Raw genomic sequence first — 20,945 nt, 5'->3', positions numbered from 1 at the left:
TGTGCTGACCTTGACCTTCTTTGCCTCTGCCGAGCGTTCCATGTCCGACTTGCTCGACCGTTACCCGCTGACCGCGGGCACTTATCACGAACTGCTCGATGACAGCGGTGCGGTGCGTGCCCATTGGCAGCGCCTGCTTGACCACCTGCAACGCAGCACTCCCGCGCAACTGGCCCAGCGCCAAGCGCTGCTGACCCGGCAGATCCAGGAAAACGGCGTGACCTACAACGTCTACGCCGACCCAAAGGGCGCCGACCGCCCATGGGAGCTGGATTTGCTGCCCCACGTGCTGGCGGCCGAAGAATGGCAGCAGCTGTCGGCGGGGATCGCCCAGCGCGCGCGCTTGCTCAATGCCGTGTTGGCCGATCTGTATGGCCCGCAACGCTTGATCAAGGAAGGCCTGTTGCCGGCTGAGCTGGTGTTCGGTCACAACAATTTCCTGTGGCCGTGTCAGGGCATCCAGCCGCCGGATGGAGCGTTTTTGCACCTCTACGCCGTGGACCTCGCGCGCACGCCGGATGGTCGCTGGTGGGTCACCGCCGACCGTACCCAGGCCCCGTCGGGTGCCGGTTACGCGTTGGAAAACCGTACCATCGTGTCCCGCGCGTTCCCGGACCTGTACCGTGACTTGCAGGTGCAGCACCTCACGGGTTTCTTCCGTACCTTGCAGGAAACCCTGGCCCGCCAGGCGCCCGTCGATGACCAGCCGCCGTTGATCGTGTTGCTCACACCGGGGCGTTTCAACGAAAGCTATTTCGAACACCTCTACCTCGCCCGCCAACTCGGCTACCCGTTGGTAGAAGGGGGCGACCTCACGGTGCGCGACAGCTGCGTGTTCCTGAAAACCCTCAGCGGGCTGCGCCGCGTGCACGCGATCATGCGGCGCCTCGACGACGATTTCTGCGACCCTCTGGAGCTGCGCACTGACTCAGCCCTCGGCGTGCCGGGGCTGCTGGATGCCGTGCGCCAGGGCAACGTGCTAGTGGCCAATGCTTTGGGCAGCGGCGTGCTGGAGTCCCCCGGTTTGCTTGGTTTTCTTCCCAAGATCAACGAATTTTTGTTCGGCGAGGAACTGATCCTGCCGTCCATCGCCACCTGGTGGTGCGGTGAAGCGCCGGTGCTTGCCGAAGCCTTGGAAAAACTGCCCGAACTGCTGATCAAGCCAGCGTTTCCGTCGCAGAGCTTTAGCCCGGTGTTCGGTCGCGACCTGGACGAAAAACAACGCGAGGCCCTGGCTGAACGCATGCGCGCACGGCCTTACGCCTATGTTGCCCAGGAGCTGGCGCAGTTGTCCCAGGCGCCGGTGTGGCACACCGTGGAAGATCATCTGCAACACCGCGCCATTGGCATGCGGGTGTACGCCGTGGCCAGCGATGAAGGGTATCGCGTGCTGCCCGGTGGGCTCACCCGCGTAGCCGCAGAAGCCGATGCCGAAGTGGTGTCGATGCAGCGCGGCGGGGCCAGCAAAGACACTTGGGTGCTCGGCGAACGCGCCACCGGTGGCGAGCATTGGCGTGCGCAACGCGCGATTGGCGCCCATGACCTGGTGCGCCGCGATCCGTACTTGCCATCCCGCGTGGTGGAGAACCTGTTCTGGTTTGGTCGTTATTGCGAGCGCTGCGATGACAGCGCGCGCTGGCTGCGTATCGTGCTGGCACGCTATGTGGATGGTGATGACCCATTGGCGTTGCAGGCCGCTGTCGAACTGGGCGAAACCCTGCGCTTGCTGCCGGAGGAGGGCGAGTTGCCCGAGCGTCTGTTGGCAGCGCTGCTGGGCGATGACTGGCCGTCGAGCCTGCGCGCCAACCTGCAGCGCTTGCAGTGGGCGGCTTCCCAAGTGCGCGGCAAGTTGTCCCGCGAGAACTGGCAGGCCCTGGTGGAGTTGCAACGCGAAGCCATGGAGCTGGAAAGTGAAACCCCGGATTTTGGCGAGTTGCTGGACTTCCTCAACCGCCTGGTGATGTCCCTGGCGGCGTTGTCCGGGTTTGCCCTGGACGACATGACCCGCGATGAAGGCTGGCGCTTTTTGATGATGGGGCGGCGCATCGAGCGCCTGCAATTCCTCAGCAGCAGCCTCGCAGCGTTCCTGCGTGGCGTGGCGGTGTTCGATCAGGCGGGGCTGGAGTGGTTGCTGGAACTGGGCAACAGCAGCATCACCTATCGCTCGCGCTACTTGGCGGTGCCGCAGTTGATCCCGGTGCTCGACCTGTTGCTGTTGGACGAGCAGAACCCCCATGCGGTGTTGTTCCAGTTGAAACTGGTGAGCCGTACGTTGCGCCGTCTCAACGATGATTTTGGCGTGCCCCGGGAAACCGGTCTTGGGCCGTTGGTGGAGCGCTTGGCGCGGTTCGACCTCGGTTGCCTGGAGAACCCGCTGTTTGGCGAGTCCAGCGTGCGTGCCGCGTTGGACGGTCTGGCCGACCTGCTGCAAGCGGTGGCCGATGAGAGTGGGCAAGTGTCGGATCGCCTGGCGCTGCGCCATTTTGCCCATGTGGATGATGTCAGCCAGCAAACGGTGTCGGTGTGATGAGTGCGCGCTACCAGATTTTCCACGATACCCATTACCACTACGACAGCCCGGTGTCCCTGGCGCAGCAGTTGGCGCACCTGTGGCCACGGCCGTGTGCCTGGCAGCGTTGCAGCGCGCAGCAACTGGATATCAGCCCGCAGCCGTCCTCTCGGCGGGATGAGCTGGACGTGTTTGGCAACCCGATCACGCGGCTGGCGTTCGAACGGCCCCACGATGAATTATTGGTGAATGCGGGCCTGACCGTTGAAGTGCTGGCTCGGCCTGCGCTGGACTTCCAACAGTCGCCAGCCTGGGACCAGACCCGTGACCGCCTGACCTACAGCAGCCAGCCGATGACCGATGAGCTGATCGAAGCCTGTCGCTACCGCTTCGAGTCGCCCTACGTACACCTGAAAAAAACCTTCGTCGAATTCTCCGAAAGCTGCTTCCCGCCGGGACGCCCGCTGTTGTTGGGTGTGCAGGCATTGATGGAGAAAATCTTTGACGAGTTCACCTTTGATGCCGAGGCCACCCAGGTCGCCACACCGTTGGTGGAAGTGCTGGAGCGCCGTCGTGGCGTGTGCCAGGACTTCGCTCACCTGATGCTCGCCTGCCTGCGCTCACGCGGGCTGGCGGCGCGTTACATCAGCGGCTACCTGCTCACCCAGCCACCGCCCGGCCAGCCACGGCTGATCGGTGCCGATGCATCCCATGCGTGGGTCTCGGTGTATTGCCCGGTGTCGGGTTGGGTGGATTTTGATCCGACGAATAATGTGCAGCCGGCACTGGAGCACATCACCTTGGCCTGGGGCCGGGATTTCTCTGATGTGTCGCCGTTGCGGGGGGTGATTCTGGGGGGAGGGAACCATGACCCGGAGGTTCGGGTGACGGTGATGCCGCTGCAATAACGGCAGATTGTGGCGAACCGGGCAAGCCGGTTCACCACAAAGGAAATTATTCAGCCGGATCTTTTGGTGTTTCGGTCTCGTCGCTCGTTTCTTCACCATCAACATCTGCGTTCAGCCCATTGGCCTCTTCTTCTGCAGCGGCTTTCTTGCGTTGCAGTTTTTCCTCTTTCTTCTGCTCCTTGGCCAAGTCTCTCTGACGTTTGGCGAAGGAGTAATTAGGTTTGGCCATGGGCGATCCTCTAGGGTCGAAGGTGAGGGTGGCGGCGCGCAGCTGCCTTGGGTCGCTATGGTAGCAGCTTAGCAGCGCGCTTGGCCTTCACTTACCGCAGGCGTACGCGGCCAGCAGGCCGTTGAACAGTTGGTCGAGGTGCATGGCTCGGACTCCAGTGGGGGATGGGCCGATCATAGGAAGGTCGTACTACTTTGGCTGTTAGATTGTGTTGATAAGTCTGATAGCCTAAAGTTGTATACAATCCGTTGACTCAGATCATAAGAATTCACGCCCGTATCGGGCACCCTTGTCGCAATACGCGTTTTCTAAACCCTGCCTTGGAGATTCACATGTTCGCCAAACTCGTTGCTGTTTCCCTGCTGACTCTGGCTAGCGGCCAGTTGCTTGCTGCAGAGTGCGCAGTCACCGTCGACTCCACCGACCAGATGTCCTTCAACACCAAGGAAATCACGATCGACAAGAGCTGCAAGACCTTCACCGTGAACCTGGAACACTCGGGCAGCTTGCCGAAAAACGTCATGGGCCATAACTGGGTGCTGACCACCAAAGCCGACATGGCTGGCGTTGCCACCGACGGCATGGCCGCTGGCATCGACAAGAACTACCTGAAGGAAGGCGACACCCGCGTGATTGCCCACACCAAGATCATTGGTGCTGGTGAGAAAGATTCGGTGACCTTCGATGTGTCCAAGCTGGCGGCGGGCACTGAATACGAGTTCTTCTGCTCGTTCCCAGGCCACAACTCGATGATGAAAGGCGCGGTGGTTCTGAAGTAAGACCGCGTTATCGTTCTTCGCGAGCAAGCCCGCTCCCACATTCGACCGAGTTCCAACATGAGAATGCGGTCAAAATGTGGGAGCGGGCTTGCTCGCGAAGACGGCCTGGCAATCAACGCATAACTACCAGGCTCACCTCACGGCGCGAACGGCATGACCCGCTTGTGCTCAGTCTTGCGATACGTCTCACAGATAATCCGGAACGCTTCCTCGCGCACCGGTTCCCCATGCAAAAACGCATCGATCTCGGCATAGGTCACCCCATGTGACGCTTCGTCCGGCTTGCCCGGCGACAGGTCTTCCAAATCCGCCGTTGGCACCTTCTCCACCAGCGATTCCGGTGCACCAAAGTGCCGTGCAATCGACCGCACCTGGTTCTTCACCAGCCCGCTCAACGGCGCCAGATCGCACGCGCCATCACCGAACTTGGTGAAAAAGCCCATCACCGCTTCCGCCGCATGGTCAGTACCAATCACCAGGCCGCTGGCCGCGCCCGCGATGGTGTACTGCGCGACCATGCGCATGCGTGCCTTGGTGTTGCCCAGCACGAAATCACGGGACACCGCCGCCTTGCCTTCAAACGCCGCCACTTCACTGGCCAGGGCTTTTACCGCCGGGCCGATATTCACGGTGTGGCGCTCGTCCGGCTCGATAAAGTCCACCGAGGCCTGGGCATCTATCTCATCGAACTGGGTTTCGTAAGGCAGGCGTACCGCGATAAAACGGTAGGCCTCATCACCGGTGCTGGCGCGCAGTTCCTGCATCGCGCGTTGGGCCAACAGGCCTGCGGTCAGGGAGTCGACGCCGCCGCTGATGCCCAGCACCAAGGTCTTGAGCCCGGAATTGCGCAGGCAATCCTGGATAAAGGTGATGCGCCGGGCAACCTCGGCCTCGAGGGCGGCCTGGTCCTGGAACGGTGCTTGAACCTTGAGCTGCTGCGCAATTTCACGCTGTACGGCTTGCATGATTCACTCCTTGCTGGAAAGGGCAGGTACTTTGAAAACGTGCCGCAAATAGGCGACAAAATTCGGGTCGGTGCAATGGGTCTTGCCCGCTTCGTCGGAGATCTTGGCGACAGGCTGGCCATTGCAGGCAGTCATTTTAAGCACGATGCTCATGGGCTCCACACCTGGAATATCGCAGGTCAGGTTGGTGCCGATGCCGAAGCTCACATTGATGCGCCCGCGCAGCGCCCGGAAGATCTCCAAGGCCTTGGGCAGCGACAGGCTGTCGGAGAACACCAACGTCTTGCTCATCGGCTCGATGCCGAGCTTATGGTAGTGGGCGATGGCTTTTTCTGCCCACTGCACCGGATCACCGGAGTCGTGGCGCAGGCCGTCGAACAGCTTGGCGAAGTACAGGTCGAAGTCGCCGAGGAACGCGTCGGTGGTGATGCAGTCGGTCAGGGCGATGCCCAGCAGGCCACGGTATTCGCGGACCCAGCAGTCGAGGGCGGCGATCTGGCTGTCGATCAGGCGTGGGCCCAATTGCTGGTGGGCCATGATCCACTCGTGGGCCATGGTGCCGAGCGGCTTCATGTCCAGCTCTCGTGCCAGGTGCACGTTGCTGGTGCCGACAAAACGCCCGGGGAAATCGTGCTTGAGCACGCTGACCACTTCTTCCTGCACCCGGTACGAGAAGCGTCGGCGGGTGCCGAAGTCGGCTACTTGCAGCTCGGACAGTTCTTCGCTGCTGGCATTGGCCGTCAGCCAATCGAACTTGCGGTACAGCTGCTCGCGGGCTTGTTCGAGGATCACGGTCTGGTAGCGGTAGCGGTTACGCACTTCGCTGACGATGGCCAGCATCGGCACTTCAAACAGGATCACATGCAGCCACGGCCCGCGCAGGCGGATAAATAATTCGCCGTTCTCGATGCCGGTCTGCACATAACGAAGGTTGAAACGGAACAGCCCGAGGAAGCGCAGAAAGTCCGGCTTCATGAAGCTGATGCGCTCCAGGAAACCCAGTTGATCGGGGCTCAGGCTCAACTCGGCGAGGCGCTCGATCTGGTAGCGGATTTCCGCCAGGTACGGGCGCAGGTCCTCACTGTTGCGGCAACGAAACTCCCATTCAACTTCCACGTTCGGGTAGTTGTGCAGCACCGCCTGCATCATGGTCAGCTTGTAGAAGTCGGTGTCGAGCAGGTTCTGCACGATGCGATCGGCAAACACACTCTCGCTCATAACGGGAATCTCCAGACGAGTCGGCGATGGGCGCCGACCTTTACGCACAATTAAGGAAGGGGGCTAGTGGCGCATAGACCTGTAGGGTTTTGCCAGTGATTTTTTGCGTTGTGGCTGCTGACGCTTTCGCGAGCAAGCCCGCTCCCACATTTTGGAATGCATTCCAAGTGTGGGAGCGGGCTTGCTCGCGAAGGCGATATTTCAGGCGCTAAATCACTTGCTCCATCATCCACTTCACAAATTCGCGCACCTTGGGCACCTCCGCCGAATGCTCGGGGTAAGCCAAGTAATACGCATCCTGGCTCGGCATCGCATGCTGCCACGGGATCACCAGCTTGCCGTCCGCCAATTCCTCTTCCACCAGGAATCGTGGCAACAACGCCACGCCACAGCCCACCTGCGCCGCACGAATGCACATATAGAACGTATCGAAACGCGGCCCGTGGTAACTGTGCTCGGTCTGGTAACCCTGGCTGGCAAACCAGTCATGCCAGCCCTGAGGCCGTGAGGCATTTTGCAGCAGCACCAGGTCGCTCAGTTGCGTTGGGTCCGTAAATGGCCGCGCAGGCAGGCTCTCCGGCGCACACACCGGCACCAGCTCTTCGCTGAACAGCTTGAGGCTCTCGGTACCGGGGCGTGAGCCCTGGCCAAAGTAGAAGGCCATGTCGGCCTTGCCTTGCAGCAGTTCGTCCGGTTCCTGTTCGTTGCACAGGTCTAGGTGGATTTGCGGGTGACGCAGCCGCCAGCCTTTGAGGCGCGGCACCAGCCAGCGTGCGCCGAAGGTGTAGGGCGTAGAGACGCGCAGCACTTCGGTCTCGCCACCGTAGGAGCGCAGGTAGTGGGTGGACATCTCCACCTGCGTGAGGATTTTTCTCACTTCCACCAAGTACAAATCGCCCGCAGGGGTCATCTGCAAGCGGCGACGCACGCGGCGAAACAGCAGGTGCTGGAGTAATTCTTCCAACTGCGCCACCTGCTTGCTCACCGCGCTCTGCGTGAGGTTCAGCTCCTCGGCGGCGCGGGTGAAGCTCAGGTGGCGGGTGGCGGCTTCGAAGCACTGCAGGGCGGTGATCGAGGGCAAATGTCTTTTGTTCAGCACGGCGTGCCTCTTTTTATGCTTTGCATGAATAAACGGAATGATATCTCGCCTAATCGTCGTTTGTTGGCAAGTCTTGGGCCAGCTACAAATAAGGTCTGGATCGCCGTGCGGGCCGCGGCGCGAATTTTCTGTTTGCAGATTGAAGGAGTGACCCATGGTTGCCGCATTGCTTGATCGTCTCGGGGTAAACCCAGCGTTGTACCAGTCGGGCAAACACCCCGTGCATTCGCCGATTGACGGCAGCCGTATCGGCAGTGTGCAGTGGGAGGGTGCCGCCGAAGTGGAGCAACAGGTCAGTCGCGCTGAGCATGCATTCGACGCCTGGCGCAAAGTGCCGGCCCCGCGTCGCGGTGAGCTGGTGCGCCAGTTCGGCGACGTGCTGCGCGAATACAAGGCTGATCTCGGCGAACTGGTGTCGTGGGAAGCCGGCAAGATCACCCAGGAAGGCCTGGGCGAAGTGCAGGAAATGATCGACATCTGCGACTTCGCCGTCGGCCTGTCCCGCCAGCTCTACGGCTTGACCATCGCCTCCGAGCGTCCAGGCCACCACATGCGTGAAACCTGGCACCCGTTGGGCGTGGTCGGCGTGATCAGCGCCTTCAACTTTCCGGTGGCCGTGTGGGCGTGGAACACCACCCTGGCGCTGGTGTGCGGCAACGCCGTGATCTGGAAACCCTCGGAAAAGACCCCGCTCACCGCCCTGGCCTGCCAGGCGCTGTTCGAACGTGTGCTGAAGAATTTCAACGATGCCCCGCAATACCTCAGTCAAGTCATCATCGGCGGCCGCGATGCCGGCGCCGCGTTGGTCGATGACCCGCGTGTGGCCCTGATCAGCGCCACCGGCAGTACTCGTATGGGCCGCGAAGTCGCGCCGAAGGTCGCTGCACGTTTTGCCCGCAGCATCCTCGAACTGGGCGGCAACAACGCGATGATCCTCGGCCCAAGCGCTGACCTGGACATGGCCGTGCGCGCCATCCTGTTCAGTGCGGTCGGCACCGCCGGCCAGCGCTGCACCACCCTGCGTCGCCTGATCGCCCATGAGTCGGTGAAGGAGGAGATCGTTACCCGCCTCAAGGCCGCCTATTCCAAAGTGCGCATTGGCCATCCGCTGGAAGGCAACCTGATCGGCCCGCTGATTGACAAGCATGGTTTCGAAAACATGCAGGATGCCTTGGAGCAAGCCTTGAGCGAAGGCGGCAAGGTGTTCGGCGGCAAGCGCCAACTGGAAGACAAGTTCCCGAATGCCTACTACGTGTCGCCGGCCATCGTGGAAATGCCCGAGCAAAGCGACGTGGTTTGTACCGAAACCTTCGCGCCGATCCTGTACGTGGTCGGGTACACCGACTTCGCCGAAGCCCTGCGCCTGAACAACGCGGTGCCTCAAGGTTTGTCGTCGTGCATCTTCACCACCGATGTGCGTGAAGCCGAGCAGTTCATGTCGGCGGTGGGCAGTGACTGCGGCATCGCCAACGTCAATATCGGCCCAAGCGGTGCGGAAATCGGCGGCGCGTTTGGTGGCGAGAAAGAGACCGGTGGCGGGCGCGAATCGGGGTCGGATGCATGGCGTGGGTATATGCGTCGCCAGACCAATACCGTGAACTACTCGCTGGAGTTGCCGCTGGCGCAGGGCATCACGTTCGACTAACGCGGTTAAAAATGTGGGAGCGGGCTTGCTCGCGAATGCGGTAGATCAGTTGTACATCTGTTGACTGACACACCGCGTTCGCGAGCAAGCCCGCTCCCACATTTGATTGCATTTACCGTTCGGAATAGATGTTTGTTAGGTCTCATCGGAGTCTGGCAATGGCATTACGCGAAACATGTTTATGGGAACACCTCACCCCCAGTCGGCCTGATCGCGCCGCACTCAAGGGCGAACTCAAGGTGGATGTGTGCGTGATCGGCGCCGGCATCACCGGCTTGTCGGCGGCCATTCATCTGCTGGAGCAGGGCAAAAGCGTCGCCGTGCTGGAAGCGCATCGTACCGGCCACGGTGGTTCGGGGCGCAATGTCGGCTTGGTGAACGCCGGCCTGTGGATCCCGCCGGATGACATCGAAGCCGGTTTCGGCACAGAGGTGGGCAGTCAGCTCAACCGCATGTTGGGCGCGGCACCCTCGTTGGTGTTCAGCCTGATCGACAAATACAGCATCGATTGCCAATTGCGCCGCGAGGGCACCTTGCACATGGCGCACAACGCGCGTGGCGAGGCGGATTTACGCAGCCGTGAAGAACAATGGAAGCGCCGTGGCGCGCCGGTAGAATTGCTCACCGGCCAGGCATGCGAGCACGCCACGGGCACAAAAAAAATTGCAGCGGCCTTGCTGGATCGGCGTGCTGGCACCCTAAACCCGATGGCCTATACCAGTGGTTTGGCCAACGCTGCCGCAGGCCTTGGCGGGCAGCTGTTTGACCATTCCCCGGTGACTCAGTTGGAGCGCCAAGGCGCGCAGTGGTCGGTGCAAACTGCTCAGGGTTCGGTGCAGGCTGCACAAGTGGTAATCGCCTCCAACGCCTACACCGAAGGAGAGTGGACCGAGCTTCGGCGCAATTTCTTCCCCGGTTACTACTACCAAGTCGCGTCGGCCCCGCTGACAGATGACGCCGCCCAGCAGATCCTGCCTGGCGGTCAAGGCTCTTGGGATACACGCCAAGTGTTGAGCAGTATTCGCCGCGACGCCGATGGCCGCCTGTTGCTCGGCAGCCTGGGCAATGGCAACCAGAAACCGGCGTGGTTCCTCAAGGCGTGGGCCGATCGGGTGCAGCAGCATTACTTCCCGTACCTCAAATCGGTGCAATGGGAATACACCTGGACTGGCTGCATCGCCTTTACCCCCGATCACCTCATGCGTCTGTTCGAACCGGCGCCGGGCCTCGTGGCCGTTACGGGCTATAACGGGCGCGGCGTCACCACCGGCAGTGTGGTCGGCAAGGCGTTTGCCGACTACTTGTGTCACCAGAATCCCCAGGCCTTGCCGATTCCCTTCGCGCCGATGCAGCCGTTGGCCGGCGTTGGCCTGCGCAGCTGTCTTTATGAGGCTGGATTCTCGCTCTATCACGCCGGGCAATGCCTGAGGATCGTGATCTGATCAGCGAAATACCCTTCAAAAGCCTGCATTTTCTTAGCAGGCTACTAATCTGTATTGGTGCAAGTCGTAGCAATCACGCACTGTAAATGTGCAGTTCCGTTACGCAGTCTGTTACAGCTGTAGGAACTGTCGTTTCTCCGTCTGGTTGCAGGTGCGACCTGTCAGGGTTGTACTTTTTTGGCTTGTCGGTTGCACCTCCTGAGGCTAGAGGGTTGCACGTCCTGGCAAGCGGAGCCGAAACGCCCGTAATAACAATGACACCGTGTCTTTTTGAAGAATAAAAACGTAATGGCACGAGGCTTGCTCTGGGCTTTCAGTGGAAAGTTTGAACGCAAGTTGTAGTGCCTAAAATCAAAAATATCGGAGCACCACTCATGTCCCAGACGTTTTACAAGAAAGGTTTTCTGGCCCTCGCCGTTGCAGCGGCACTGGGTGTTTCTACGTTTGTTCAAGCTGATGTGAAGATTGGCGTCGCGGGGCCCATGACGGGTGCCAACGCTGCTTTCGGTGAGCAGTACATGAAGGGTGCCCAGGCGGCAGCCGATGTAATCAACAAGGCCGGTGGCGTCAACGGCGAGCAGATCAAGCTGGTTGCCGGTGACGATGCCTGCGAACCCAAGCAAGCGGTGGCCGTGGCCAACCGCCTGGCTGACCAGGACAAAGTGATCGGCGTGGTCGGGCACTTCTGCTCGTCGAACACCATCCCGGCTTCCGAGGTGTACGACGAAGCGGGCATCATCATGATCACCCCGGGCTCCACCAACCCACAGGTGACCGAGCGTGGCCTGGGCGCTGTGTTCCGTATGTGCGGGCGTGACGACCAGCAAGGCATCGTCGCCGGCGACTACATCGTCGACGTGCTCAAGGGCAAGAAAGTCGCAGTCATCAATGACAAGGACACCTACGGCAAAGGCCTGGCCGACGCTACCGCTGCCCAGTTGACCAAGCGCGGCGTGAAGCCGGTGCTGGAAGAAGGCCTGACCCGTGGCGAAAAAGACTTCAGCGCCCTGGTCACCAAGATCCGCTCCACCGGTGCTGACGTCGTGTACTTCGGCGGCCTGCACCCAGAAGCCGGTCCACTGGTTCGCCAGATCCGTGAAGCCGGTTTGAAAGACGTCAAGTTCATGTCCGATGACGGCGTTGTCACCGACGAACTGGTTGCCACCGCTGGCGGCGCGCAGTACGTCGACGGCGTCTACATGACCTTCGGCGCCGACCCGCGCCTGCTGCCAGACAGCAAGGCCGTCGTTGAGCAATTCCGCAAGGCGGGCGTCGAGCCGGAAGGCTACACCCTGTACGCCTACGCCTCGATCCAGGCCCTGGCCGCTGGTTTCAACGGTGCCAAGTCCAACAAGGGCGAAGACGCCGCCAAGTGGCTCAAGGCTCACCCGGTGAAAACCGTCATGGGTGAAAAAGCCTGGGACGGCAAGGGCGACCTGAAAGTCTCCGACTACGTGGTTTACCAGTGGGACAAAGACGGTAAATACCATCAGCTGGAAAAACAGAAGTAATTACAAGCACCACGGACCCAATGTGGGAGCGGGCTTGCTCGCGAAAGCGGAGTGTCAGTCTCTGAATGTGTTTCTGACACACCGCATTCGCGAGCAAGCCCGCTCCCACAGGGGGACTGTGCTGTGATCGAGATCTGTCTTTTCCTCCAGAAGCGCCGCACACCCACAGGTGTGCAGGTGCTCACCGCGTGAGATTGCGTTATGGATGGTATTTTCCTGCAGCAACTGGTCAACGGCCTGACCCTCGGGTCGGTCTATGGCCTGATCGCCATCGGCTACACAATGGTCTATGGCATCATCGGCATGATCAACTTCGCCCACGGCGAGGTTTATATGATTTCCGCTTACCTCGCGGCGATCAGTCTGGCACTGCTGGCTTACTTCGGCATCGAATCCTTCCCGCTGCTCATTCTCGGCACCTTGATCTTCACCGTGGTCGTCACCGGCGTATACGGTTGGGTCATCGAGCGTGTCGCCTACAAACCGCTGCGCAACTCCACCCGCTTGGCACCGCTGATCAGCGCCATCGGCATCTCGCTGATCCTGCAGAACTACGCGCAGATCGCCCAGGGCGCCAAGCAACAAGGTATTCCCACCCTGCTGGCCGGGGCCTGGCGTGTCGACATCGGCAGCGGCTTCGTGCAGTTGACGTACACCAAGGTGTTCATCCTGGTCGCCGCCTTCGCGGGCATGGCCCTGCTGACCTACGTGATCAAGTACACCAAGCTCGGCCGCATGTGCCGCGCGACCCAACAAGACCGCAAGATGGCGTCGATCCTCGGTATCAACACCGACCGGGTGATCTCCTATGTATTCGTCATCGGTGCGGCCATGGCGGCATTGGCCGGCGTGCTCATCACCCTCAACTACGGCACTTTCGACTTCTATGCCGGCTTCATCATTGGCATCAAGGCATTTACCGCGGCGGTACTCGGTGGCATCGGTTCCCTGCCTGGGGCGATGCTCGGCGGGATCATCCTCGGCATCTCCGAGTCGCTGTTCTCGGGGTTGATCAACTCTGACTACAAAGACGTGTTCAGTTTCTCCCTGCTGGTGGTGATTCTGATTTTCCGTCCCCAGGGCCTGCTGGGTCGCCCACTCGTGGCTAAGGTGTAAACATGTCTGCTGCCAAACCCATCGATATCAAGAAAAGTGTGGTCGATACGGTCCTCGCCGGGCTGATTTCGCTGATCGTGTTCGGTCCGATCGTCGGCGTGGTCCTCGACGGCTACAGCTTCAACCTGGAACCGGCCCGTGTGGGCCTGCTGGTGGCCATCGTGATGGTCGGCCGCTTCGCCATGAGCCTGTTCCTGCAAACCCCCAAAGGCCTGAAGATTCTGCAGGGCTTCGAGAGCAGTGGCTCGGGTGTGCACGTGCTGGCGCCGGACTACAAGTCGCGCCTGCGCTGGATCATCCCGGCACTGATCGTGATCGCCATCGTGTTCCCGATCTTCGCCAACAAGTACCTGCTGACCGTGGTGATCCTCGGGCTGATCTACGTATTGCTCGGCCTGGGCCTCAACATCGTGGTCGGCCTGGCGGGCCTGCTCGACCTGGGTTACGTGGCGTTCTACGCCATCGGCGCCTACGGCCTGGCGCTGGGTTATCAATACCTCGGCCTGGGCTTCTGGACCGTGCTGCCACTGGCGGCCATCGCGGCGGCGTTGGCGGGGTGCATACTCGGGTTCCCGGTGTTGCGAATGCACGGTGACTACCTGGCCATCGTGACCCTGGGTTTCGGTGAAATCATCCGCCTGGTGCTCAATAACTGGCTGTCGTTTACCGGCGGCCCGAACGGTATGCCGGTGCCTTCACCGACCTTCCTCGGCCTGGAATTCGGGCGCAAGGCCAAGGACGGCGGGATTCCGTTCCACGAGTTCTTCGGCATTGATTACAACCCCAACATCAAGTTCATGTTCATCTACATCGTGCTGTTCCTGGTGGTGCTGGCCGTGTTGTACATCAAGCATCGCCTGACCCGCATGCCGGTGGGCCGTGCCTGGGAAGCCTTGCGCGAAGATGAAATCGCCTGCCGCTCCATGGGCCTGAACCACGTGCTGGTCAAGCTCTCGGCGTTCACCATCGGTGCCTCCACCGCCGGTTTGGCCGGGGTGTTCTTTGCCAGTTACCAAGGGTTCGTCAACCCGTCGTCATTCACGTTCTTCGAGTCGGCGCTAATCCTGGCCATCGTGGTCTTGGGCGGCATGGGCTCGACGGTGGGCGTGGTGATCGCGGCGTTCGTGTTGACCGTTGCGCCGGAACTGCTGCGCAGCTTCTCCGAGTACCGCGTGCTGCTGTTTGGCGTGTTGATGGTGGTGATGATGATCTGGCGCCCACGCGGCCTGATCCGCATCAGCCGTACCGGTGTGACCCCACGTAAAGGAGTGGCGCCATGAGCAAGGAAGTCGTGCTCTCTGTGGAACACCTGATGATGCACTTCGGTGGCATCAAGGCTTTGAGCGATGTGAGCCTCAAGGTCGAACGCAACTCGATCTTCGCCCTGATCGGCCCCAACGGCGCCGGCAAGACCACCGTGTTCAACTGCCTCACCGGCTTCTACAAAGCCAGCGGCGGCAAGATCAATCTCAACGTACGCGGCAAGCAGACCGACGTGATCCAATTGCTCGGCGAGCGTTTCCAGCCCACCGACTTTGTCTCGCCCAAAAGCTTCCTCAGCCGGGTGTACTACAAGATGTTCGGCGGCACCCACCTGGTCAACCGCGCAGGCTTGGCCCGTACGTTCCAGAACATTCGCCTGTTCAAGGAAATGTCCGTGGTGGAAAACCTGCTGGTGGCCCAACACATGTGGGTCAACCGCAACATGCTTGCAGGCATCCTCAACACCAAGGGCTACCGCAAGGCCGAAAGCGACGCCCTCGACCACGCCTTCTACTGGCTGGAAGTAGTGGACCTGGTGGACTGCGCCAACCGCCTGGCCGGTGAACTCTCGTACGGCCAACAGCGCCGTCTGGAAATCGCCCGCGCCATGTGCACCCGTCCGCAGATCATCTGCCTGGACGAACCGGCAGCCGGCCTCAACCCCCAGGAAACCGAAGCGCTCAGCGCGATGATTCGCCTGCTGCGCGACGAACACGACCTCACGGTCGTGCTGATCGAACACGACATGGGCATGGTGATGAGTATTTCCGACCACATTGTGGTGCTGGACCACGGCAACGTGATTGCCGAGGGTGGGCCGGACGCGATCCGCAACGACCCGAAAGTGATTGCTGCCTACCTGGGCGCAGACGAAGAGGAGCTGGTATGAGTGCACCTATCCTCGAAATGAAGGACCTGGACGTGTACTACGGCCCGATCCAGGCCCTGAAAAAAGTCTCGCTGCACATCAACGAAGGCGAAACGGTGAGCCTGATCGGCTCCAACGGCGCGGGTAAATCCACGTTGCTGATGTCGATCTTCGGCCAGCCACGGGCCGAGTCGGGGCAGATTCTGTACAACGGCGTCGACATTACCCACAAATCCTCCCACTACATCGCCTCCAACGGCATTGCGCAGTCGCCGGAAGGGCGACGGGTGTTCCCCGACATGACGGTTGAGGAAAACCTGCTGATGGGCACTATCCCCATTGGCGACAAGTTTGCGCAGGAAGACATGCAGCGCATGTTCGAGCTGTTCCCACGGCTCAAGGAACGGCGCACCCAGCGGGCCATGACCATGTCCGGTGGCGAGCAGCAAATGCTCGCCATCGCTCGTGCGCTGATGAGCCGGCCCAAGCTGTTGCTGTTGGACGAACCCAGCCTGGGCTTGGCGCCGATTGTGGTGAAGCAGATCTTCTCGACCTTGCGTGAGCTGGCGGCTACCGGGATGACCATCTTCCTGGTGGAGCAGAACGCCAACCATGCGTTGCGCCTGTCGGACCGGGCGTATGTGATGGTTAACGGGGAGATTCGCCTCACCGGTACCGGTAAAGAGCTGTTGGTGAACGAGGAAGTGCGCAACGCCTACCTCGGCGGGCACTGATCTAAAGCTTGACGCAAAACCCCTGTGGGAGCGGGCTTGCTCGCGAAAGCGATGTGTCAGTCAGTACATCTGCAGCTGACCCACCGCTTTCGCGAGCAAGCCCGCTCCCACACTTGTTTTACGGTGTTCATAAGGCCGATACCAAATTGTGGAAAACAAATCCAGCCACCTCCCAAAGCGCGACATATAGCCGCCGCAAATCCCTGTTTTGTCACAGTTTTGACTTGTCCCCATCCACTGTGGAACCGGCTGTGGGTAACGTGGTAGTAGCTGGCTGAACGCCTTTAAAACCGTGGCCTCCAGCAGCGTGGTTGTTTTTTGATCAGTGGGTTTTACGCGACCGGCGAAGGGGTTTGTCAACCTGTTTAAAGACACAGGTATATGACTGATTTATGTCGCTTGAGCCTGTGGATAAGTCTGTGATTAAACTCTGGAAAGACTGCCGCAGAGGCCGGAATGTCTGGCCTGTAGCCATCGTTCGGATTTACCTCTTGCCCATGGGGCTACATACGCCCCTCTGCAGGTCAAGCAAAAAACTTTCTAAAATCGCCTGCAAGCCCCGTATACAGAGGCTTCAGGTGTTTCGCACTTGCCCCCAAAGACTGTGGGCGCAGTTGTGGATAACCTGCGCGCACATGGCTGCAGACCACGTTCTGTAAGGCTTTGCGAGATATGGTTAAAAACTGATCAGCAACACATGAAGTTCTGCGCATAGCGGTTGCCGCAACCGCGGCGTACGGGCATTCTGCTGGCTGATTTTTTTCCCGATGCCCGCAAGGAGAACACCATGTCCGACACGCTGTTTATTACTGGCGCAACCTCAGGTTTCGGCGAAGCCTGCGCCCGTCGTTTTGCCGAAGCCGGCTGGAAACTGGTGCTCACTGGCCGTCGTGCCGACCGCCTGAATGCGTTGGTCGAAGAACTCTCCAAGCAGACCGAAGTGCACGGCCTGGTAGTGGACGTGCGTGATCGCAAAGGCATGGAAGAGGCCATTGCCAACCTGCCGCCATCGTTTGCCAAGCTGCGCGGGCTGATCAACAACGCGGGCCTGGCCGTAGGCACCGACCCAGCACCCAAGTGCAACCTCGACGATTGGGAAACCATGGTCGACACCAACATCAAGGGCCTGCTGACCACCACCAACTTGCTGCTGCCACGCCTTATTGCACACGGCCGTGGCGCGGGCATCATCAACCTGGGCTCCATCGCCGGTAACTACCCGTACCCGGGCAGCCACGTGTACGGCGGCTCCAAGGCGTTCGTGAAGCAGTTCTCGCTGAACCTGCGTTGCGACCTGCAAGGTACCGGCGTGCGTGTGACCAACATCGAGCCAGGCTTGTGTGAGAGCGAGTTCTCGCTGGTGCGCTTTGGTGGTGACCAGGCGCGTTACGACGCGACGTATGCCGGTGCCGAGCCGATCCAGCCGCAGGACATTGCGGACACGATCTTCTGGGTCATGAACACCCCGGCGCATGTGAACATCAACCGCCTGGAGCTGATGCCGGTGAGCCAGACCTGGGCTGGGTTTGCGATTGAGCGTGGCGCGAAGTAAGGCTTTAAACCGCGTCGCCTGCTTCGCGAGCAAGCCCGCTCCCACATTTGGCCGCATTTCAAGGATGTACTCGGTCAAAATGTGGGAGCGGGCTTGCTCGCGAAGGCGTCAGATCGGCCAAAACAGGCCATAAGGTACACTCTCCTCCTGAAAACCCCTCCGCACTGTGCGGTTTTAAGGTTTTGACGGGAGGAAATGTGAGTAACCGAGGTGAGCAGTCCCTGCTCAAACAATCGACCATCCTGATGTTCGCAGTCGCGATCGCCGGGATTGTCACGGGTGTGATATCCGGCGCCCAATCCATTCTGTTCGATGGCTTTTTCTCGCTGATCGCCACCGCCATCAAGGTGTTGATGCTGATCACGGCCAAGCTGATCGCCAAGAAAAGCAACGAGCGTTTCCAGTTCGGTTATTGGCACCTGGAGCCCATGGTGCTGCTGATCGAAGGCAGCTTCCTGTTGCTGATTGCCATCTATGCGTTCCTCAACGGTGTGTTCGGCATTATCAATGGCGGACGCGAGATCGAGTTGGGGCTGGTGATCATTTATGCGGCGGTGTTTACCGTCGTCGAGTTCGCCTACTTCTTCTACGTGCGTTATCGCAATCGCACGCTCAAGTCATCGCTGATCCAGTTCGACAACATCAGTTGGCTGGTGGATGCGATGTTGTCGGTGGGCTTGCTGATCAGCTTTCTGGCGGCACTGTTGCTCAAGTCCCAGGGCTACGGTGAGTGGGCGGTGTATGTCGACCCATTGATCCTGATCCTGTTGGCCCTGAGCATGCTGGCGCCGGCGTTCAAGATCCTGCGCCCGGCGTTGCGCGAGGTGTTGGGGATTGCTCCGGACCAGTTGGACGACAAGGTGCGCGAAGTGATGGATGCGGCCCAGGCCAAGCATGGGTTTGACGATTATGTGTCCTACGTGCAAAAGCACGGACGGGCGCGGTTTATCGAGATTCACGTGGTGCTGCCGGCGGATTACCCGGTGGACAGCGTTGCGACCCTGGATGGGTTGCGCGAGGAGATATCCACAGGGCTGGGCAAAGCGGATGCGGCGAGGTGGCTGACGATCAGCTTTACCGGGGATCGTAAGTGGATTGCGTGACAGGCAGTTAGACCGAGGTGAGGCGTTCGCGAGCAAGCCCGCTCCTACATTTCGACCGAGTACATCCTTGGAATGCGGTCAACTGTGGGAGCGGGCTTGCTCGCGAAGAGGCCCTTGAAGTCACCCGAGATGCTGGATCAGACCCTGATAGCAAGTCGCCAAGTGATAAGGCGTAGTCGACGGCATATCCCGACGGCTCACCACACCCTTGGCATCCAGGCATTCATTCCAGCCTTTCTCATGCAAGAAGTGCCGTTGCAGCGCCAGCAATTGGCGCTGCAACACGGCTTCGCTATTGGGCCGCAAGGTCAGTGCTCGCAGGTATTCCGCCTGGGCCCAGATCCGCTGGGTGCCGTCGCGTACGCTGCCGTCCAACGCCAGCATGCCGCTGACCGCGCCGCTCGACTTATCCACACCGGTTTGCTCGGCATAGGCAAACGCCCGCGTCAGCGAAGCATGCAGCGGCGTGCCACGCAGCACATCCGAAGACTCCAGCAAAAAGAACCACTCAAACTGGTGCCCCGGTTCAAACCAGTTATCCACAGCACCTAGCGGTTTTTCCATCATCACGCCTTGCTGGCGGTCGATGAAGCGCTGCTGCATCGCCTTCGCCAAGGCCAGCAGGGCCGCTTGTACGTCAGCGTCTTCACGCACCGCGAGGGTGGCGAGGAAGCCTTCGGCCAGGTGCATCAACGGGTTTTGCAGCGGGCCGGACTTCAAGGATGACCAATTGCGCTCCAACTCCGCCTCAAACAGGCCGTCGCCTGTGGAAAAGCGTTGGGCGACCACTTCAAGGGCGGCGTTGAGCACCGACTCCACCAACGGCTCGCGCACTTTGGCCCAGTAATGGGCGCAGGCGAAGATGATGAAAGCGTGGGTATAGAGGTCTTTGCGCTTGTCCAGCGGCTGCCCGGCCGGGTCGATGCTGTAGAACCAGCCGCCGTGCTCGGCGTCGTGGAAGTGCCGTTGCAGGGAGCGGAACAGCGCGGCTGCGCGCTCTTCGGCGAAGGCTGCACCGGGCTCGCCGATCAGGCTGGCGAACAGGTACAACTGCCGGGCGCAAGCCATGGCGCGGTAACGTTGTGGGGGCAATGGACGGTGATCGGCGTCCAGTGCTTCATAAGGCAACGCCAGTTCGGCGTTCCAGCCCGGGCCCTGCCAGAGCGGCACGATAAGGCTGTGGAAGTGCGTGAGCACGGCGTTCAGGGCGGAGTTTGGAGCGGTGGGCATTGGCTGGCGTCGTCACGGCAGGGGTGTAGGCGCGCATGGTAGCAGGCTTGGGAACTGTGGTGTCTGGTCGAGCGCTTTCGCGAGCAAGCCCGCTGCCACAGTTTGACCGTATTCCAAGGATGTACTCGGTCAACTGTGGGAGCGGGCTTGCTCGCGAAGAGGCCCTCACAAGCGCTGCAATACTCAGCCCGCCAGCAACCAAACCCCAGTCGCCGCCGAAGCTGCCCCGGCAATCCGCACCAACGGTGCTGCCGCCGCCGGCAGAAAGCGCACCACTGCATAACCGGCCGCGTGCAACACCGCCGTTGCCGCCACAAACCCAGCCGCATACGCCCAAGGGCTGGACATGTCCGGCAGCTCCAAACCATGCGCCACACCGTGGAACAGCGCGAACAATGCGGTCGCACCCACCGCCACGAACAACGGCGGCCGCACCGCCAGTGCCACTGCCAGGCCCAGGGCCAATACCGATGCAGCGATGCCGCTTTCCATCGCTGGCAATTGCATCCCTTCAAAACCGAGCACACCGCCAATCAGCATGGTGCCGACGAACGTGCACGGCAGCGCCCAGCGGGCAGAGCCTTTCTGTTGTGCAGCCCACAAACCGACGGCAATCATCGCTAGCAAGTGGTCGATGCCGCTGAGTGGGTGGCTGATACCGGCCACCAGGCCGTTGTCGCCATGGCCCGGATGCGCGAAGGCCAGGGCCGGGGCGAGCAATAGGGTGGCGGCGGCGAAGAGTTTCTTGAGGCTCATGGACAGGTTCCTTATGGG

The 20,945-nt window shown here is 60.6% G+C and carries 18 protein-coding genes; 12 read left to right on the top strand and 6 right to left on the bottom strand.

What is annotated here, in order from left to right; all coding sequences use genetic code 11:
- Positions 1 to 40 precede the first annotated feature (40 nt).
- Positions 41 to 2,527 carry a circularly permuted type 2 ATP-grasp protein gene (locus HF257_RS04275; RefSeq protein WP_185705110.1) on the top strand — a complete coding sequence of 829 codons (2,487 nt, stop codon included), beginning with the start codon at positions 41 to 43 and terminating at the stop codon, positions 2,525 to 2,527.
- Entirely contained in the window at positions 2,527 to 3,417 is an 891-nt protein-coding gene (locus HF257_RS04270) for a transglutaminase family protein (RefSeq protein WP_185705112.1), read from the top strand. The genes HF257_RS04275 and HF257_RS04270 overlap by 1 nt, the downstream gene beginning before the upstream one ends.
- A 46-nt stretch (positions 3,418 to 3,463) precedes the next feature.
- Here the strand turns inward: HF257_RS04270 and HF257_RS04265 are convergent, their stop codons facing one another.
- Complete coding sequence (locus HF257_RS04265; RefSeq protein ID WP_016976924.1) at positions 3,464 to 3,646, bottom strand: hypothetical protein; 183 nt, start codon at positions 3,644 to 3,646, stop codon at positions 3,464 to 3,466.
- A gap of 332 nt (positions 3,647 to 3,978) precedes the next feature.
- Between HF257_RS04265 and azu the strand changes: the two genes are divergently transcribed.
- Positions 3,979 to 4,425 (top strand): azurin, encoded by a 447-nt coding sequence (gene azu / locus HF257_RS04260; protein WP_185705114.1) that lies wholly within the window; start codon positions 3,979 to 3,981, stop codon positions 4,423 to 4,425.
- Between the two features lie 137 nt (positions 4,426 to 4,562).
- On the opposite strand, the gene nadE is transcribed toward azu, so the two are convergent.
- The 3 genes from nadE to HF257_RS04245 all read right to left on the bottom strand — a co-directional run bounded on the left by nadE (position 4,563) and on the right by HF257_RS04245 (position 7,707).
- Positions 4,563 to 5,390, bottom strand: coding sequence for an ammonia-dependent NAD(+) synthetase (gene nadE / locus HF257_RS04255; protein ID WP_185705117.1), 828 nt, complete (start codon positions 5,388 to 5,390; stop codon positions 4,563 to 4,565).
- Positions 5,391 to 5,393: 3 nt separating this feature from the next.
- Positions 5,394 to 6,608: a nicotinate phosphoribosyltransferase gene (gene pncB, locus HF257_RS04250; RefSeq protein WP_185705119.1), complete on the bottom strand. Its 1,215-nt coding sequence runs from the start codon at positions 6,606 to 6,608 to the stop codon at positions 5,394 to 5,396.
- Between the two features lie 208 nt (positions 6,609 to 6,816).
- Positions 6,817 to 7,707 carry a LysR family transcriptional regulator gene (locus tag HF257_RS04245; protein WP_185705121.1) on the bottom strand — a complete coding sequence of 297 codons (891 nt, stop codon included), beginning with the start codon at positions 7,705 to 7,707 and terminating at the stop codon, positions 6,817 to 6,819.
- Positions 7,708 to 7,861: 154 nt separating this feature from the next.
- Between HF257_RS04245 and amaB the strand changes: the two genes are divergently transcribed.
- The 9 genes from amaB (at position 7,862) to HF257_RS04200 (ending at position 18,941) form a co-directional block, all read left to right on the top strand.
- Complete coding sequence (gene amaB / locus HF257_RS04240; RefSeq protein WP_185705123.1) at positions 7,862 to 9,352, top strand: L-piperidine-6-carboxylate dehydrogenase; 1,491 nt, start codon at positions 7,862 to 7,864, stop codon at positions 9,350 to 9,352.
- A 158-nt stretch (positions 9,353 to 9,510) separates the two neighbouring features.
- Positions 9,511 to 10,794, top strand: a complete 1,284-nt coding sequence (gene amaA / locus HF257_RS04235) for an L-pipecolate oxidase (protein WP_185705125.1) — start codon at positions 9,511 to 9,513, stop codon at positions 10,792 to 10,794.
- A gap of 374 nt (positions 10,795 to 11,168) precedes the next feature.
- The gene (locus HF257_RS04230; RefSeq protein ID WP_185705127.1) at positions 11,169 to 12,305 is read left to right on the top strand and encodes a branched-chain amino acid ABC transporter substrate-binding protein; all 1,137 of its coding nucleotides are present in this window, start codon (positions 11,169 to 11,171) and stop codon (positions 12,303 to 12,305) included.
- Positions 12,306 to 12,506: 201 nt separating this feature from the next.
- Positions 12,507 to 13,421: an ABC transporter permease subunit gene (locus tag HF257_RS04225; RefSeq protein ID WP_010213575.1), complete on the top strand. Its 915-nt coding sequence runs from the start codon at positions 12,507 to 12,509 to the stop codon at positions 13,419 to 13,421.
- A 2-nt stretch (positions 13,422 to 13,423) separates the two neighbouring features.
- Positions 13,424 to 14,701 (top strand): high-affinity branched-chain amino acid ABC transporter permease LivM, encoded by a 1,278-nt coding sequence (gene livM / locus HF257_RS04220; protein WP_185705129.1) that lies wholly within the window; start codon positions 13,424 to 13,426, stop codon positions 14,699 to 14,701.
- Positions 14,698 to 15,573, top strand: a complete 876-nt coding sequence (locus HF257_RS04215; RefSeq protein WP_124525577.1) for an ABC transporter ATP-binding protein — start codon at positions 14,698 to 14,700, stop codon at positions 15,571 to 15,573. The genes livM and HF257_RS04215 overlap by 4 nt, the downstream gene beginning before the upstream one ends.
- Positions 15,570 to 16,286 carry an ABC transporter ATP-binding protein gene (locus tag HF257_RS04210; RefSeq protein ID WP_185705131.1) on the top strand — a complete coding sequence of 239 codons (717 nt, stop codon included), beginning with the start codon at positions 15,570 to 15,572 and terminating at the stop codon, positions 16,284 to 16,286. Before HF257_RS04215 ends, HF257_RS04210 begins: the two co-directional genes overlap by 4 nt.
- Before the next feature lie 787 nt (positions 16,287 to 17,073).
- Entirely contained in the window at positions 17,074 to 17,838 is a 765-nt protein-coding gene (locus HF257_RS04205; protein ID WP_185705133.1) for an SDR family oxidoreductase, read from the top strand.
- Between the two features lie 197 nt (positions 17,839 to 18,035).
- Positions 18,036 to 18,941 carry a cation diffusion facilitator family transporter gene (locus HF257_RS04200; RefSeq protein ID WP_185705135.1) on the top strand — a complete coding sequence of 302 codons (906 nt, stop codon included), beginning with the start codon at positions 18,036 to 18,038 and terminating at the stop codon, positions 18,939 to 18,941.
- A 120-nt stretch (positions 18,942 to 19,061) separates the two neighbouring features.
- Here HF257_RS04200 and HF257_RS04195 read toward each other — a convergent pair whose 3' ends face one another.
- Both HF257_RS04195 and HF257_RS04190 read right to left on the bottom strand, forming a co-directional pair.
- Positions 19,062 to 20,171: an AGE family epimerase/isomerase gene (locus HF257_RS04195; protein ID WP_185705138.1), complete on the bottom strand. Its 1,110-nt coding sequence runs from the start codon at positions 20,169 to 20,171 to the stop codon at positions 19,062 to 19,064.
- 183 nt (positions 20,172 to 20,354) lie between these two features.
- On the bottom strand, positions 20,355 to 20,927 hold the full coding sequence (locus HF257_RS04190) for a HupE/UreJ family protein (RefSeq protein ID WP_185705140.1): 573 nt from the start codon (positions 20,925 to 20,927) through the stop codon (positions 20,355 to 20,357).
- Positions 20,928 to 20,945: the final 18 nt, after the last annotated feature.

This window comes from Pseudomonas cremoris (assembly GCF_014230465.1).
Note: the sequence above shows the minus strand (reverse complement) of the source record. Positions and strands in the feature narration are given on the sequence as shown.

Bases quoted from the DNA above. Each gene is read 5' to 3' on its own strand.
- HF257_RS04225 (WP_010213575.1), top strand. From the start codon at position 12,507: ATGGATGGTATTTTCCTGCAGCAACTGGTCAACGGCCTGACCCTCGGG.
- livM (WP_185705129.1), top strand. From the start codon at position 13,424: ATGTCTGCTGCCAAACCCATCGATATCAAGAAAAGTGTGGTCGATACG.
- HF257_RS04195 (WP_185705138.1), bottom strand. From the start codon at position 20,171: ATGCCCACCGCTCCAAACTCCGCCCTGAACGCCGTGCTCACGCACTTC.
- HF257_RS04205 (WP_185705133.1), top strand. From the start codon at position 17,074: ATGTCCGACACGCTGTTTATTACTGGCGCAACCTCAGGTTTCGGCGAA.
- HF257_RS04215 (WP_124525577.1), top strand. From the start codon at position 14,698: ATGAGCAAGGAAGTCGTGCTCTCTGTGGAACACCTGATGATGCACTTC.
- nadE (WP_185705117.1), bottom strand. From the start codon at position 5,390: ATGCAAGCCGTACAGCGTGAAATTGCGCAGCAGCTCAAGGTTCAAGCA.
- HF257_RS04230 (WP_185705127.1), top strand. From the start codon at position 11,169: ATGTCCCAGACGTTTTACAAGAAAGGTTTTCTGGCCCTCGCCGTTGCA.
- amaB (WP_185705123.1), top strand. From the start codon at position 7,862: ATGGTTGCCGCATTGCTTGATCGTCTCGGGGTAAACCCAGCGTTGTAC.
- HF257_RS04275 (WP_185705110.1), top strand. From the start codon at position 41: ATGTCCGACTTGCTCGACCGTTACCCGCTGACCGCGGGCACTTATCAC.
- HF257_RS04190 (WP_185705140.1), bottom strand. From the start codon at position 20,927: ATGAGCCTCAAGAAACTCTTCGCCGCCGCCACCCTATTGCTCGCCCCG.
- HF257_RS04270 (WP_185705112.1), top strand. From the start codon at position 2,527: ATGAGTGCGCGCTACCAGATTTTCCACGATACCCATTACCACTACGAC.
- amaA (WP_185705125.1), top strand. From the start codon at position 9,511: ATGGCATTACGCGAAACATGTTTATGGGAACACCTCACCCCCAGTCGG.
- HF257_RS04265 (WP_016976924.1), bottom strand. From the start codon at position 3,646: ATGGCCAAACCTAATTACTCCTTCGCCAAACGTCAGAGAGACTTGGCC.
- pncB (WP_185705119.1), bottom strand. From the start codon at position 6,608: ATGAGCGAGAGTGTGTTTGCCGATCGCATCGTGCAGAACCTGCTCGAC.
- azu (WP_185705114.1), top strand. From the start codon at position 3,979: ATGTTCGCCAAACTCGTTGCTGTTTCCCTGCTGACTCTGGCTAGCGGC.
- HF257_RS04210 (WP_185705131.1), top strand. From the start codon at position 15,570: ATGAGTGCACCTATCCTCGAAATGAAGGACCTGGACGTGTACTACGGC.